At 70.3% G+C, this 13,203-nt stretch carries 13 protein-coding genes; 7 read left to right on the plus strand and 6 right to left on the minus strand.

Going from position 1 to position 13,203, the window contains the following annotated elements; all coding sequences use genetic code 11:
• Positions 1-41 precede the first annotated feature (41 nt).
• Entirely contained in the window at positions 42-2,306 is a 2,265-nt protein-coding gene (locus ACGFYY_RS02735; protein ID WP_365274821.1) for a transglycosylase domain-containing protein, read from the minus strand.
• A gap of 232 nt (positions 2,307-2,538) precedes the next feature.
• Between ACGFYY_RS02735 and ACGFYY_RS02740 the strand changes: the two genes are divergently transcribed.
• From ACGFYY_RS02740 to ACGFYY_RS02760, 5 genes are all read left to right on the plus strand, one after another.
• Positions 2,539-3,447, plus strand: coding sequence for an SPFH domain-containing protein (locus tag ACGFYY_RS02740; protein WP_393706692.1), 909 nt, complete (start codon positions 2,539-2,541; stop codon positions 3,445-3,447).
• On the plus strand, positions 3,393-3,677 hold the full coding sequence (locus ACGFYY_RS02745; protein WP_382551162.1) for a hypothetical protein: 285 nt from the start codon (positions 3,393-3,395) through the stop codon (positions 3,675-3,677). The genes ACGFYY_RS02740 and ACGFYY_RS02745 overlap by 55 nt, the downstream gene beginning before the upstream one ends.
• Before the next feature lie 98 nt (positions 3,678-3,775).
• Positions 3,776-4,300: a PadR family transcriptional regulator gene (locus tag ACGFYY_RS02750; protein ID WP_365274830.1), complete on the plus strand. Its 525-nt coding sequence runs from the start codon at positions 3,776-3,778 to the stop codon at positions 4,298-4,300.
• Positions 4,297-4,986, plus strand: a complete 690-nt coding sequence (locus ACGFYY_RS02755) for an ABC transporter ATP-binding protein (protein ID WP_365274833.1) — start codon at positions 4,297-4,299, stop codon at positions 4,984-4,986. The genes ACGFYY_RS02750 and ACGFYY_RS02755 overlap by 4 nt, the downstream gene beginning before the upstream one ends.
• Positions 4,983-7,334, plus strand: a complete 2,352-nt coding sequence (locus ACGFYY_RS02760) for an ABC transporter permease (RefSeq protein WP_393706693.1) — start codon at positions 4,983-4,985, stop codon at positions 7,332-7,334. The genes ACGFYY_RS02755 and ACGFYY_RS02760 overlap by 4 nt, the downstream gene beginning before the upstream one ends.
• A gap of 45 nt (positions 7,335-7,379) precedes the next feature.
• Here ACGFYY_RS02760 and ACGFYY_RS02765 read toward each other — a convergent pair whose 3' ends face one another.
• Positions 7,380-8,327, minus strand: coding sequence for a hydrogen peroxide-inducible genes activator (locus tag ACGFYY_RS02765; RefSeq protein WP_365274839.1), 948 nt, complete (start codon positions 8,325-8,327; stop codon positions 7,380-7,382).
• A gap of 135 nt (positions 8,328-8,462) precedes the next feature.
• On the opposite strand from ACGFYY_RS02765, the gene ACGFYY_RS02770 reads away from it, so the two are divergent.
• Both ACGFYY_RS02770 and ACGFYY_RS02775 read left to right on the plus strand, forming a co-directional pair.
• Positions 8,463-9,017 (plus strand): peroxiredoxin, encoded by a 555-nt coding sequence (locus ACGFYY_RS02770; protein ID WP_365274842.1) that lies wholly within the window; start codon positions 8,463-8,465, stop codon positions 9,015-9,017.
• A 3-nt stretch (positions 9,018-9,020) separates the two neighbouring features.
• Positions 9,021-9,557, plus strand: coding sequence for an alkyl hydroperoxide reductase (locus ACGFYY_RS02775; RefSeq protein ID WP_365274845.1), 537 nt, complete (start codon positions 9,021-9,023; stop codon positions 9,555-9,557).
• Positions 9,558-9,620: 63 nt separating this feature from the next.
• On the opposite strand, the gene ACGFYY_RS02780 is transcribed toward ACGFYY_RS02775, so the two are convergent.
• From ACGFYY_RS02780 to ACGFYY_RS02795, 4 genes are all read right to left on the minus strand, one after another.
• Entirely contained in the window at positions 9,621-10,307 is a 687-nt protein-coding gene (locus ACGFYY_RS02780) for a hypothetical protein (protein WP_393706694.1), read from the minus strand.
• Positions 10,308-10,316: 9 nt separating this feature from the next.
• Entirely contained in the window at positions 10,317-10,634 is a 318-nt protein-coding gene (locus tag ACGFYY_RS02785; RefSeq protein ID WP_393706695.1) for a hypothetical protein, read from the minus strand.
• A gap of 52 nt (positions 10,635-10,686) precedes the next feature.
• Positions 10,687-12,090, minus strand: coding sequence for an AI-2E family transporter (locus tag ACGFYY_RS02790; RefSeq protein WP_393706696.1), 1,404 nt, complete (start codon positions 12,088-12,090; stop codon positions 10,687-10,689).
• 135 nt (positions 12,091-12,225) lie between these two features.
• On the minus strand, positions 12,226-12,930 hold the full coding sequence (locus tag ACGFYY_RS02795; RefSeq protein WP_393706697.1) for a transglycosylase SLT domain-containing protein: 705 nt from the start codon (positions 12,928-12,930) through the stop codon (positions 12,226-12,228).
• Positions 12,931-13,203 lie beyond the last annotated feature (273 nt).

Here is a 13,203-nt window from a genome sequence, read left to right on the forward strand (position 1 = left end):
CGAAGGCTGTGGGGCGGCGGCCTTTCCCCTGTCGGTACTGCCTAGTGCTCGGGCAGCAGCGGCGGGTCCGGCGGCTTGGGACCGTTGGTCTTGGTCGCCGTGGGCGTCGGGGTCGGCGTCGGGGTCGGGGTCGGCGTCGTCTTGGTCGCCGTGGGCGTCGGGGTCGGCGTCGGGGACGCCGGCGGGCTGCTGCTGGCCGCCGGGGCGCTGGAGGACGGCGACGGCGAAGGCGTCGGCGAGGCGCTGCGGGACGGCGTCTGTACGGCGCCCATCTCCGCCTCGCTCAGCTGGAACTTGCCCGCGTGGCCCTTGAGGACGGCGAGCGTGTACGCCTTCCAGATCGAGGCCGGGAAGCTGGAGCCGCCCAGTCGGCCGAGACCGGCGGTACCGGTCAGGGTGACCTGCTTGGCGGTGACGGGCTCCTCGCCGAAGATCGCGACGACGGTGACCAGTTCCGGGGTGAATCCGGAGAACCAGCCGGAGACGTTGTTCTCGGTGGTACCGGTCTTGCCGGCGGCCTCGTAGGCGCTGCTGCGGACCTTGTTGCCGGAGCCGCCGTCGTCGTTGACGACGCCCGTGAGCACCTTGGTGACGGTGTCGGCGGTCTGGCGGCTGATGGCCTGGGCACCGATGGGCTGGGCCGGCTCGACCTCGCGGTCCTTGTGCTCGGCCTTCTTGATGATGGTCGGCGTGACCTTCTTGCCGTGGTTGTCGAAGGTCGCGTAGACGCCGGCCATCTCCACGGTGTTGGCGCTCATGGTGCCGAGCGACATGGCGGGCTTGTCCTCGGGCCAGCCCTCACGGTCCTTCATGCCGAGGGCCAGGGCCGTCTTCTTCACGTTGCGCGGCTCGACGTCCACGATCATCTGCGCGTAGACGGAGTTGACCGAGTAGTTGGTCGCCTCCTGGACCGTCATCATCGGCGTGCCGAAGTTGCGGTCCTCCTGGTTCTGGGGGGCGAAGGGGATGTCGCTGCCCTTGACCGGACGCTTGCTGGTGCCGTCGTAGAGCGCGTTCGGCGTGATCGGCTTGTCGTCCTGGGTCTTCGCGCCGTTCTCCAGCGCGGAGGCCAGCACGACCGGCTTGAAGGTCGAGCCCGGCTGGTAGTCCTTGCGCAGGGCGTTGCTGGACCAGTGGTCCTTCAGGCTCGTACCGCCGTACATCGCGACGATCGCGCCGGTCTTCGGGTCCACGGAGGTGGCACCGGCCTGGACGCTCTGGTCCTGGGGCTTGCCCTTGGTGTCCTTGCGGTCGAGCTTGGACTCCAGCTCGTCCTCGACGGCCTTCTCCAGCGCTTCCTGCTTCTTGGGGTCGATGTTCAGCGTGAAGGTCCAGCCACCGGCGTCGATCAGCTTCTTCTCGACGCCCTGGGCGTTGAGTTCGGCCTCGGCGGCCTGGACCAGGTAGCCCTTCTGGCCGTCCATGCCCATCGGCGGCTGCGGCGGCTGCGGCTCGGCGAGCTTCAACGTCTGGCGCTTCGCCTCGTCCAACTTGCCCATGTCGACCATGTTCACGAGGGTGGCGTTGTAGCGGATCATGATCCGCTTCTTGGTGTCCTCGCTCGCGGTCGACCAGTCGTACTGGCTGGGGGCCTGGACGAGGGTGGCGAGGTAGGCGCCCTGCTCGAGCGTCAACTGGCCCGCGTCCACGCCGTAGTAGGCCTGGGCGGCCGCCTGGATTCCGTACGCGCCGCGCCCGAAGTAGCTGGTGTTCAGGTAGCCCGCGAGGATCTCGGGCTTCTTCATCCTCTGGTCGACCTTCAGGGAGATCACCAGTTCCTTGAGCTTGCGGCTCGCGGTCTGGTCCTGGGTCAGGTAGTAGTTCTTGACGTACTGCTGGGTGATCGTGGAGCCACCGGCCTTGCCGCGCCCGGTCGCCGTGTTCCACAGACCGCGGGCCAGACCCTTGAAGTCGACACCCTGATCCTTGCGGAACGACTTGTTCTCGATCGCGATGAACGCCTCCTGCACGTCCATCGGGATCTTGTCGATCGGCAGGATCTCGCGGTTGACCTTGCCCTTGCTGGCCATGATCGTGCCGTCTGCGTACTTGTAGACGTTGCTCTGCTGGAGCGCCTGCTTGTTGGGGTCCGGCTCTTCCACGTAGAAGTACAGGGCGACCAGTGCGGCCATGCCGAGCAGTATCAGCCCGAAGAACGTGCCCAGGATCTTCTTCCAGGTGAAGAAGCGGCGTATGCCCGTGCGTTTACCGGTACTTCCGCTTCCTTCGGTGCCCTGCGCGCGTCCGCTCGGCGCACGCCGCGCACCGCGCTGCTGCTGCGCCTTACGCACTTCTGCTCGGCCCATCGCTCCCGCTCCGCTCGATTACCCCCCCGACGTCAGCTCAGAAAGCTAACACCGCAGGCTGTGATAAAAGTTGGCCAACCATGACCAATTCCGGTCATTTCGGACGTGAGAATCAGCACCCGCGTCAATGGAACCGACGCTCACCTAAGCCGAAGGGTTGCCGCAGCGCAAAAAAGTGATATCACTTTGCTAGGCGGTTCGATCGACCGCGACCTGAGAAACGGGGCAAACCATGACGAACGAAAACGCCACCTCTGACGGCGTAAGGGAGTTCACCGCGCGCAGCGTCGGCGGCGGCCTGGCTCTGCTGCTCGGGCTGCTGGGTCTGCTGGCGGGTGCCGGTCTGGTCGTGGCCGGCGCGGTACTCGCGGCCGTCGCGACCAAGGTGGCCCTGATAGCCCTCGGCGTACTCCTGGGCCTCGTCTCCACGTTCGCCATGAGCGGGCTGAACACGGTGGCGCCGGGCGAGGCCCGGGTCGTCCAGCTGTTCGGCCGCTACAAGGGCACCGTCCGCGCCGACGGGCTGCGTTGGGTGAACCCGCTGACCTCCCGCGAGAAGATCTCCACCCGGGTGCGCAACCACGAGACGGCCGTCCTGAAGGTCAACGACGCCTACGGCAACCCGATCGAGCTGGCGGCGGTCGTGGTGTGGCGGGTCGAGGACACCGCCCGGGCCACCTTCGAGGTGGAGGACTTCACGGAGTTCGTCGAGACCCAGACCGAGGCCGCGGTCCGGCACATCGCCATCGAGTACCCCTACGACGCGCACGAGGAGGGCGGCCTGTCGCTGCGCGGCAACGCCGAGGAGATCACCGAGAAGCTGGCGGTCGAACTGCGCGACCGCGTCGACGCGGCCGGTGTGCACATCATCGAGTCCCGCTTCACGCACCTCGCGTACGCTCCGGAAATCGCCTCCGCGATGCTCCAGCGCCAGCAGGCGGGCGCGGTCGTGGCGGCCCGCAAGCAGATAGTGGAGGGCGCGGTGGGCATGGTCGAGCTGGCACTGACCCGACTGGCGGAGCAGGAAATCGTGGACCTGGACCCGGAGCGCAAGGCGGCCATGGTCTCGAACCTGATGGTCGTCCTGTGCGGCGACCGCGCCGCCCAGCCGGTGGTCAACACGGGAACCCTCTACCAGTGACCCCCGGCGGCGAGGAGAAACCGGCGGGCCGACAGGCGCGCAAGCAGGTGCTCCTGCGACTCGACCCGCAGGTGTACGACGCGCTGGCCCGCTGGGCGGGGGAAGAACTGCGCAGCGCCAACGCGCAGATCGAGTTCCTGCTCCGCCGGGCCCTCGCGGAGGCCGGTCGCCTCCCCTCCGCCCCGGGCCCCATCCCCCGCCGGGGCCGACCGCCCAAGCCCTCGGAGTGAACGCCGCTCCCGTGCCACCGCACGGGAGCGGTTTTTACGTTTCCGCAGCTCAACACCTCTATACACTGCACGTATACACACGATGTATAGTCGGCGCCATGTCCATCGGTCACACCCTCCTGGGCCTCCTCGAGGCCGGCCCGCGCCACGGCTACGACCTGAAGCGGGCCTTCGACGAGACGTTCGGCCACGACCGCCCCCTCGCCTACGGGCAGGTCTACTCGACCATGTCCCGGCTCCTGAAGAACGGCCTCGTCGAGGTCGAGGGCATAGAGGCGGGCGGCGGTCCCGACCGCAAGCGGTACTCCATCACGGACGCCGGCATCACCGACGTCGAAGCCTGGCTCTCCCAGCCCGAGAAGCCGGAGCCGTACCTCCACTCGACCCTCTACACGAAGGTCGTCCTCGCACTGCTCACCGGCCGCCGCGCCGACGAACTGCTGGACACCCAGCGGGCCGAGCACCTGCGCCTCATGCGCATCCTCACCCAGCGCAAGCGCAAGGGCGACATCGCCGACCAGCTCATCTGCGACCACGCCCTCTTCCACCTCGAAGCGGACCTGCGGTGGCTGGAGCTCACCGCGGCCCGCCTCGACCAGCTCGCGCGGGAGGTCCGCCGATGATGACCCCGGCCGGTTCCCTGCTCGCCGCCACGGACCTGCGCAAGGCGTACGGGACCACCAACGCCCTGGACGGCGCCGAGTTCTCCATCCACGCGGGCGAGGTCGTCGCCGTCATGGGCCCCTCCGGCTCCGGCAAGTCCACCCTGCTGCACTGCCTCGCCGGGATCGTCCCGCCCGACTCCGGCTCCATCACCTACGCGGGCCGCGAGCTCACCACGCTGAGCGACGCCGAACGCAGTGCCCTGCGCCGCACCGAGTTCGGCTTCGTCTTCCAGTTCGGCCAGCTCGTACCGGAGTTGACCTGTGTGGAGAACGTCGCCCTCCCGCTGCGCCTGACCGGCGTCAAGCGCAAGGAGGCCGAACGCACCGCCCTGCGCCGGATGGAGCAGCTCCAGGTGGAGGACCTCGGCGCCAAGCGGCCCGGCGAGATATCCGGCGGTCAGGGGCAGCGCGTGGCCGTCGCCCGCGCCCTCGTCACGGGCCCGCGGGTGATCTTCGCCGACGAGCCCACCGGAGCCCTGGACTCCCTCAACGGCGAACTCGTCATGCAGCTCCTCACGGAGGCCGCCCGGTCCGCGAACGCCGCCGTCGTGCTCGTCACGCACGAGACGCGCGTGGCCGCCTACTCCGACCGCGAGATCGTCGTGCGCGACGGGAAGTCCCGCGACATGGAGCGGATCGTATGAGCCGTCTCCAGGTCTGGACCCGCGACCTCGGCATGGGTGCCCGCTTCGCCTTCGGCGGCGGCCGCGAGGGCTGGATCCGCACCCTGCTCACCGGGGTCGGCGTCGGCCTCGGCGTCGCGCTGCTGCTGATCAGCACCGCGATCCCCGGCGCCCTCACCGCCCGGTACGAGCGCGGCGACGCCCGGTCGACGATGAGCTCCGGGACGGCCGACGCCCCCGGACCCGACACCCTGCTGTACGCCCGGATCGGACAGACGTACCGCGACAAGGACATCGAGGGGCACGTACTGCGGGCCGAGGGCCCGGACGCCCCGCTGCCGCCCGGCCTGACGAAGTTCCCGGGCCCGGGCGAGATGGCCCTCTCCCCCGCCCTGGCCGAGCTGCTGAAGTCCTCCGAGGGCGCCCTGCTGCGCGAGCGGCTCGACGCGCCGGTCAGCGAGATCGTCGGTGACCGGGGCCTGGTCGGCCCCGGCGAACTGCTCTTCTACCTGGGCAGCGACACCCTCCGCAAGAACGGCCCCGAGGACCACCGCGTCGAGCGCATCACCAGCTTCGGCTACGAGGCCGACCGCGACGGCCTCGACCCCGTGCTCATGCTGATGGTCGTCCTGACGTTCGTCGCCCTGCTGATGCCCGTCGCCGTGTTCATCGCCACCGCCGTCCGCTTCGGCGGGGAGCGGCGCGACCGGCGGCTCGCCGCGCTACGGCTGGTCGGCGCGGACAGCAGGATGGTGCGCCGCATCGCGGCCGGAGAGGCACTGGCCGGCTCCCTCGTCGGGCTGGTCCTGGGCGCCGGTTTCTTCGCCGTCGGCCGCTCCCTGGTCGGCAGCGTCAGCCTGCGTCAGCGCAGCGTCTTCCCCGCCGACCTCGACCCGGCCCCCTGGCTGGTCGTCCTGGTCGCCCTCGCGGTGCCCGCGGCGGCCGTGGCCGTGACCCTGTTCGCGCTGCGCGGTGTGGTCATCGAGCCGCTGGGCGTGGTCCGCACGGCCAAGCCCTCCCGCCGTCGCATCTGGTGGCGGCTGCTGCTCCCGCTGGTCGGGCTCGGCCTGCTCGTGCCCATGGGCGGCCGCGGCAACGACCACGGCAGGTTCAACCAGTGGCAGGTCAGCGCCGGCGTGGTGCTGCTGCTCGTCGGGATCACGGTGCTGCTGCCCTGGCTGCTGGAGCGTTTCGTCGGGAGGATGTCCGGCGGCCCGGTCTCCTGGCAGCTCGCCGTACGCCGGCTCCAGGTCAGCAGCGGCAGCGCCGCCCGCCTGGTCAACGGCATCGCCGTCGCCGTCGCCGGAGCCATCGCCCTGCAGATGCTCTTCGCGGGCGTCGAGGGCGACTACACCAGGTCCACCGGCCAGGACCCCTCCAGGGCCGCCGTCGCCGTCATGGTCAACCGCGCGTCGGACGCGCCGATCGACGACCTCGCGCGGCGGATCGCCGCCGTCCCGGGCGTCACCCGCGCCGTCCCGCTGACCTCCGCGCAGGCCGCCCACCGGATGCCCGCGGAGGAGGAAGCCGTCCAGATCACCGTCGGCACCTGCGACGCGCTCGGGGAGGTCGCCGTGCTCGACTCCTGCACGGAGGGCGACGCCTTCATCCTGACCGGCCCGTCCTCCACGGGGATCTACGGAGGCACGGCGAAGCCCGGCGAGGAGCTGTTCGTCGGCAACATCCGGCGCTACGAGTCCGAGCCGGACGACCGGCCCGGTCCGGCGAAGTGGCAGGTCCCCGCGGGCACCCGTACGGTCCACGCCCGGGAGGATCCCGCCGGGCAGCTGCGCACGGGCCTGCTGGTGACCCCGTCGGTCGCGCCGAAGGAGCTGGGCGACTTCCCGGACGCGCGGATCTTCGTGCAGGTCGACGAGTCCGGTCCGGACGCCCTGGACCGGGCGCGCAACGCCGTCTTCCGGACGGACCCGTTCGTCACGGCGATGACGCTGCGCGACACCGAGCAGGCGGCCGGCTTCTCCTCGATCCGCACGGGGCTGTTCTTCGGTGCCGCCGCCGTGCTGGTCCTGATCGGCGGCAGCCTCTTCGTCTCGCAGCTGGAGCAGCTGCGCGAGCGCCGCCGGCTGCTGTCCTCGCTGGTCGCCTTCGGCACCAAGCGCTCGACGCTGAGCCTGTCGGTGCTCTGGCAGACGGCCGTGCCGATCGTGCTGGGTCTGGTGCTGGCGGCCGGGGTGGGCACCGCGCTGGGCGCCGTCCTGATGGGGATGGCCGCCCAGCCCGTCCGGATCGACTGGCCGTCGGTCCTCGGGATGACCGGGGTCGGCGCGGGTGTGGTGGTCGTGGTGACCCTGCTCAGCCTGCCGCCGCTGCTGCGGCTGATGCGCCCGGACGGCCTCCGTACGGAGTGACCCCGGCCCCCGCCCGACCCCCGTACGCCCGCTCCCGGCGACGCCCTAGTCGGTGGGCCAGACCGGGAGCGGGCGTACGGCTTCGCGCAGCGCGGCGGCGATCGCCCCGAACTCCTCCTGCCGGGCGGTCCCGGTCCGCATGGCCAGGGCGATCCGTCGGGACGGCGCGGGCTCGGCGAAGTACCCGGTGGACAGGTACTCGTTGCGGGCGGTCTCCAGCCGCAGCGCGGAGCGCGGCAACAGCGTCACCCCCAGTCCCCCGGCGACCAGTTGTACGAGGGTGGACAGTCCGGCGGCGGTCGTGGTGACGTCCGCCCCGGTGGTCCGCCCGGCTTCCCGGCAGATGTCGAGGGCCTGGTCGCGCAGGCAGTGCCCCTCGTCGAGCAGCAGCAACTGCAGGCCGCGCAGTTCCTCCAGCGGGATGTCCCGGCGCCCGGCCAGTGCGTGCTCCCGAGGTGCGAGCAGGACGAAGTCCTCGTCGAAGACGGGTAGTTCGGTGACCCCGGGGACCCCCAGCGGCACCGCCAGCAGGAGCAGGTCCAGGCGTCCGCCGGCCAGCCCCTCGAGCAGCGAGGCGGTCTGCTCCTCGTGCACCTGGAGGTCCATCCCCGGGTAGCGCCGGTGGAACAGCCCGAGCACGGTCGGCAGCAGGTACGGCGCCACCGTGGGGATCACCCCGAGCCGCAGCACCCCGGTGAAGGGCGCCCGTACCGCCTCGGCCTCCTCCAGCAGCCCGCCCATGGCGTCGAGCACCACCTGGGCCCGCGCCGCGATCCGCTCGCCCGCCGGGGAGAGCAGCACCTTGCGGGTGGTGCGCTCCAGCAACTGCACGCCGAGGGCCTCCTCCAGCGCGGAGACGGCTCCGGAGAGCGCGGGCTGGCTCATGCCGATGGCCGCGGCGGCGTCCCGGAAGTGCAGATGCTCGGCGACCGCCGCGAAGGCGCGCAGTTGCGCGAGCGTCGGTTGCTTCGCTCCCCTACTACTGACAGCCACTGATAGGTACCTCCGATCACCCGGAACAAGAGTAGCTATTTCTGTAATCAATGCAGGTGTGTCAGCATGTGAGATACGTCCAACCCCATCGGAAAACCCCCAAAAGGGTTATTTTCCACTGCATTAGGAGAGCGCGTGCTCACTGTTGGTGACAAGTTCCCCGCCTTCGACCTGACCGCCTGCGTCTCGCTCGAGGCCGGTTCCGAGTTCGCGCAGATCGACCACAAGACCTACGAGGGCAAGTGGAAGGTCATCTTCGCGTGGCCGCTGGACTTCACCTTCGTGTGCCCGACCGAGATCGCCGCGTTCGGCAAGCTGAACGAGGAGTTCGCCGACCGCGACGCGCAGATCCTCGGCTTCTCGCTCGACTCCGAGTACGTGCACCACGCCTGGCGCAAGGATCACGCCGACCTGCGTGACCTGCCCTTCCCGATGATGTCCGACATCAAGCGCGAGCTGTCGGCCGAGCTGGGCATCCTGGGCGAGGACGGCCTGCCGATGCGCGCCGTCTTCATCGTGGACCCGAACAACGAGATCCAGTTCTCGATGGTGACCGCCGGTTCCGTGGGCCGTAACCCCAAGGAGGTCCTGCGGGTCCTGGACGCCCTGCAGACCGACGAGCTGTGCCCGTGCAACTGGAACAAGGGTGACAGCACCATCGACGCCGGCGCGCTGCTGGCCGGTGAGTGACGGATGTCCCTCGACTCCCTGAAGTCGGCCATACCGGACTTCGCCAAGGACCTGAAGCTGAACCTCGGTTCGGTCATCGGCAACAGCGACCTCCCGCAGCAGCAGCTGTGGGGCACCGTCCTGTCCTGCGCGATCGCCGCCCGTTCGCCGCTCGTCCTGCGTGAGCTGGAGCCCGAGGCGAAGGCGAACCTCTCGCCGGAGGCGTACACCGCCGCCAAGTCCGCCGCCGCGGTCATGGCGATGAACAACGTCTTCTACCGCACCCGGCACCTGCTCTCCGACCCGGAGTACGGCACGCTGCGCGCGGGCCTGCGGATGAACGTCATCGGCAACCCGGGCGTGGAGAAGCTCGACTTCGAGCTGTGGTCGCTCGCGGTCTCCGCGATCAACGGCTGCGGCCAGTGCCTGGACTCGCACGAGCAGGTCCTGCGCAAGGCCGGCGTCGACCGCGAGACGATCCAGGAGGCCTTCAAGATCGCCTCCGTGATCCAGGCCGTCGCCGTCACCCTCGACGCCGAGGCCGCCCTCGCCGCCGAGTAACGGCACCCCGTACGCCAGCACGGTGCCCCGTGACCGGATCCGGTCACGGGGCACCGTGCTGTGTCAGCTCGTACGCAGCGCGGCCATCAGCGCCCGCACGTCCTCGGCCGCCGCGGCCACCAGGGCGTCCCGGGTGCCGGGCCCGTCCTCACTCACCCCGGGGAAGACCATCACCTGGACGGTGAACACCGCGCCGCCGTCACGGACGCGCAGCCGGAGGCCGTCACCGATCCCGGGGCGGGAGACGATGGCCTCCTCCCCGAGGCCGGGCATCGACTCCTGCTCGCCGCTGTCCCCGGCGAACCACCCGACGTCAGGGGAGTCGACGGCGAACTCCGGCGCCGGATCGGTCTTCTTGTGCAGTTCGACCACCGCCGTGACCTGGACGCTCCCGGTTGAGGACGGCCGTTCGCCGCCACGGGCGCACGACGCCCGGTCCAGCGCCGGATGCCGGCCGCCCGCCTTCGGTACGGCGTCCCCAAGAGGGCCCAGCAGCCCTTCCAGGGCCGGGGCCTTGAACTGGTCGCAGAGGTCCTCTGCGAACCGGTAGCGGATCTCCGGCTCGGCCGACAGGTCCCCGAAGGCGTAGAGCCCGCCCGCCCACAGTGCCGAGGTGGCCACCACGGCCACCACGGCCGAGCGCCAGGGTCGCGCCCGGACCGCTCCCTGTAACCGTGCGGGCTCGCTTTCCACGAGCTCGGCCGGGGCCGCGGGACCCCACTCCCCGTCGAGCTCGGGCTCCCCGATCATGTGCGCCCCCTACTTCTTGAGTGTGGCCATCAGCTCGCGCATGTCCTCGATCATCGCCGCCCGGACCGCGTCCACGTCGGTGGCGGCCCTACCGTTCGTCTCCGCGAAGTTGTCGGCGCCCGCTTCGACGGTGAACACCGCTCCGCCGTCCAGCACCTTGAGGATCAGCCAGTTGTCGCCGGCCATCGCGGTCATCACGGCACGCTCTCCGAGGTCCGGCACCGCTCCCGTGCGCCCACCGCCCGCAGAGGCGAGGTTGTGCGGGGACGGGGCGTCGAACTCGGCCGAGGGATCCGTCTTCTTGTGCGGGTCGGCCTCGACCACCACGGTGAAGTTTTTCCGCGCCCCGTCCCCGGCGAATCCGTTCCGCGGGAACGGTTCAGGACGTGACGTGGCCCTCGAGCTCGGCCTCGGGGGCCACGTTCAGGGCCGTCGAGCCGTGCGGGCCCGGCCCGATCATTCCGGATCCGAGGTGGTGCTGTTCCCGCGAGTACGCCTTCAGATAGCCCACCACCGTGTTGGTGACGGCCACCAGCGGCACCGCGACGACCGCCCCGCCGATGCCCGCGATCATGCCGCCGGCGGCCACCGAGAGCACCACCGCGAGCGGGTGCACCCGTACGGCCCGGCCGAGGATGAAGGGCTGGAGCACGTGGCCCTCGATCTGCTGCACCGCCAACACCACGAGCAGCACCATCAGGGCGGTGAACACGCCCTGGGTCACGAGCGCCACGACCACCGCGAGGGCTCCCGACACCACGGCGCCGACCAGCGGGATGAAGGCGAACAGGAAGATGAAGACGGCCAGCGGCACCGCCATCGGCACGTCCAGGAAGTAGATGCCGAGGCCGATGAAGATCGCGTCGATGAGGGCGACGATGACCGTGCCGCGCACGTACGCGGTCAGCGTGCGCCAGGCGCGCGGACCGGCACCGGCGACACCGGCGCGGGCGGCGGACGGGACCAGGCCCAGCGCCCAGTTCCAGATGCGCTTGCCGTCGTAGAGCAGGAACAGCGTGGAGAACATCGCGAGCAGAATGCCCGTCAGGACCTCGACGAGGACCGTCACGCCCTGCAGTCCGGCGGAGGTGATCTGCTCGGTGTTGGTACCGATGGTCTCGCTGAGGTTCTTCGCGATGTCGTTGATCTGCTTCTCGGTCACGTGGAACGGACTGTCCAGTGCCCAGAGCTTGAGCTCGTTGATGCCGTCGCGGACCCGGTCGGAGAGGTCGTCGAGGTTCTCCATGACCTGCCAGACCACGAACCAGCCGACGAGCCCGATGACCACGAAGCCGAGGATCGCCGTGACGGCCGTGGCCAGACCACGCGGCAGGCCCAGTCTGCGCAGCCGGACCACGAAGGGCTGGAGCATGGCGGTGACGAGCATGGCGGCGGCGAAGGCGAGGACGACCAGGCGGACTTCGCTGATCACCTTCATCAGCACCCAGAGCATCCCGGCGAGCAGCAACAGCCGCCAGCTGGCCTCGGCGGCGACGCGCATCCCCCAGGGGACGACGCTCGCCGGGTCGGGGCGCACGGGCGCGGCCGGGGCGGCGAGATGCGGCGCGGGGACCACGGGCGGGTAGGTGGGCGGCGCGGGCACGGTCGCCGCGGCGACGGCCCCGGCGGCGGACGCGTCCGCCGAGGCGCGCTCGGGCCCGGCGGGCCCCGGCAGGTCGCCCCTGGTCTCGGCCTCGACCTCGGCGCGCCGTTCGTTGAGCCGCGCCTCCATCCGGTTCAGCTTGTTCCCGAGCCGGCCGAGCCAGCCTTCCCTCTTCGCCATGTCGCTTTCCTTCCCCCGCCCCCGCTCTACGGGCTCACCTCGAAGACCGTACACGCGAGGAGCCCCGCACCGTAGGACGGTGCGGGGCTCCCCCGGGTTGTGCGGTGCCGCGACGCTCGCGTCGTCGCGGGCTTTCTAGTACCAGCCGTTGGCCTGGTGGAAGCTCCAGGCACCACAGGGGCTGCCGTAGCGGTCTTCCATGTAGTTCAGACCCCACTTGATCTGCGTGGCGGGGTTGGTGCGCCAGTCCGCGCCGGCCGAGGCCATCTTCGAACCGGGCAGCGCCTGGACCAGACCGTACGCGCCCGAGGACGAGTTGACGGCCTTGTAGTTCCAGGTGGATTCCTGGTTGATGATGTTCGAGAAGCACTGGAACTGCCCGGCCGGGACCATCTGCTGGGCGATGGCCTTGACCTGAGCGACCGTGTAGGAGCTCTGCGGGGCGAAGTCACCGGCGTCGCGGGCCGCGGAGCGGCTGGCGACCTCCTCCTTGGCCTCGCGTTCCTTCTTCTGCTTGGCCTCCGCCTCGGCCTTCTCCTTCTCGGCCTCGGCCTTCTTGGCCTTGGCGTCCTCGGCGGCCTGGACGCGCGCGGCCTCCTCGGCGGAACGCTTGGCGTCGACATCGGCGGCGTGGGCGATGGCATCGGCCTGCTGCGTCAGGGACGCGCTCTGGACCTGTGCCTGGTCGCCGACCGGGATGTCGGCGAGGAGAGTCGCGCCGGACGCGGTCGTCTCGAGATCGTTCGTGGGGTCGCCGGTGGCAACGCCTACGACTGCGCCGACGGTGGTGACCGCGGTGGCCGAAGCCACGGCGAACCCCCGGACCGAGATCCGGCTCACACGGTGTCCTTCCAGCAGCGTCCGCAGTGACCGCGCGGGCGCAAAAGTGCCCTCGACTCTGGCCTCCGTGGTTCTACGGTCACTGGAGGCGCGGGCCCGTGGGCAACCCCCTTACGGGGGCCGCCGCGTGAAGCTCCGGGCGGCATACGGCGTTCGGCTGTGGAGTTGTGGTGCTGCGCGTACCTCACGGGAGATACAGGTGTGCCGTATGCGGGGCCTGACGGAAAAGAGACTCTGCCGGAACGCGACACCGCAAGGCAATTCTCCGCTGCG

It is taken from the genome of Streptomyces sp. NPDC048331 (genome assembly GCF_043201215.1).
GTDB lineage: Bacteria > Actinomycetota > Actinomycetes > Streptomycetales > Streptomycetaceae > Streptomyces.

Bases quoted from the DNA above. Each gene is read 5' to 3' on its own strand.
- ACGFYY_RS02755 (WP_365274833.1), top strand. From the start codon at position 4,297: ATGATGACCCCGGCCGGTTCCCTGCTCGCCGCCACGGACCTGCGCAAG.
- ACGFYY_RS02775 (WP_365274845.1), top strand. From the start codon at position 9,021: ATGTCCCTCGACTCCCTGAAGTCGGCCATACCGGACTTCGCCAAGGAC.
- ACGFYY_RS02750 (WP_365274830.1), top strand. From the start codon at position 3,776: ATGTCCATCGGTCACACCCTCCTGGGCCTCCTCGAGGCCGGCCCGCGC.
- ACGFYY_RS02780 (WP_393706694.1), bottom strand. From the start codon at position 10,307: ATGATCGGGGAGCCCGAGCTCGACGGGGAGTGGGGTCCCGCGGCCCCG.
- ACGFYY_RS02760 (WP_393706693.1), top strand. From the start codon at position 4,983: ATGAGCCGTCTCCAGGTCTGGACCCGCGACCTCGGCATGGGTGCCCGC.
- ACGFYY_RS02790 (WP_393706696.1), bottom strand. From the start codon at position 12,090: ATGGCGAAGAGGGAAGGCTGGCTCGGCCGGCTCGGGAACAAGCTGAAC.
- ACGFYY_RS02735 (WP_365274821.1), bottom strand. From the start codon at position 2,306: ATGGGCCGAGCAGAAGTGCGTAAGGCGCAGCAGCAGCGCGGTGCGCGG.
- ACGFYY_RS02740 (WP_393706692.1), top strand. From the start codon at position 2,539: ATGACGAACGAAAACGCCACCTCTGACGGCGTAAGGGAGTTCACCGCG.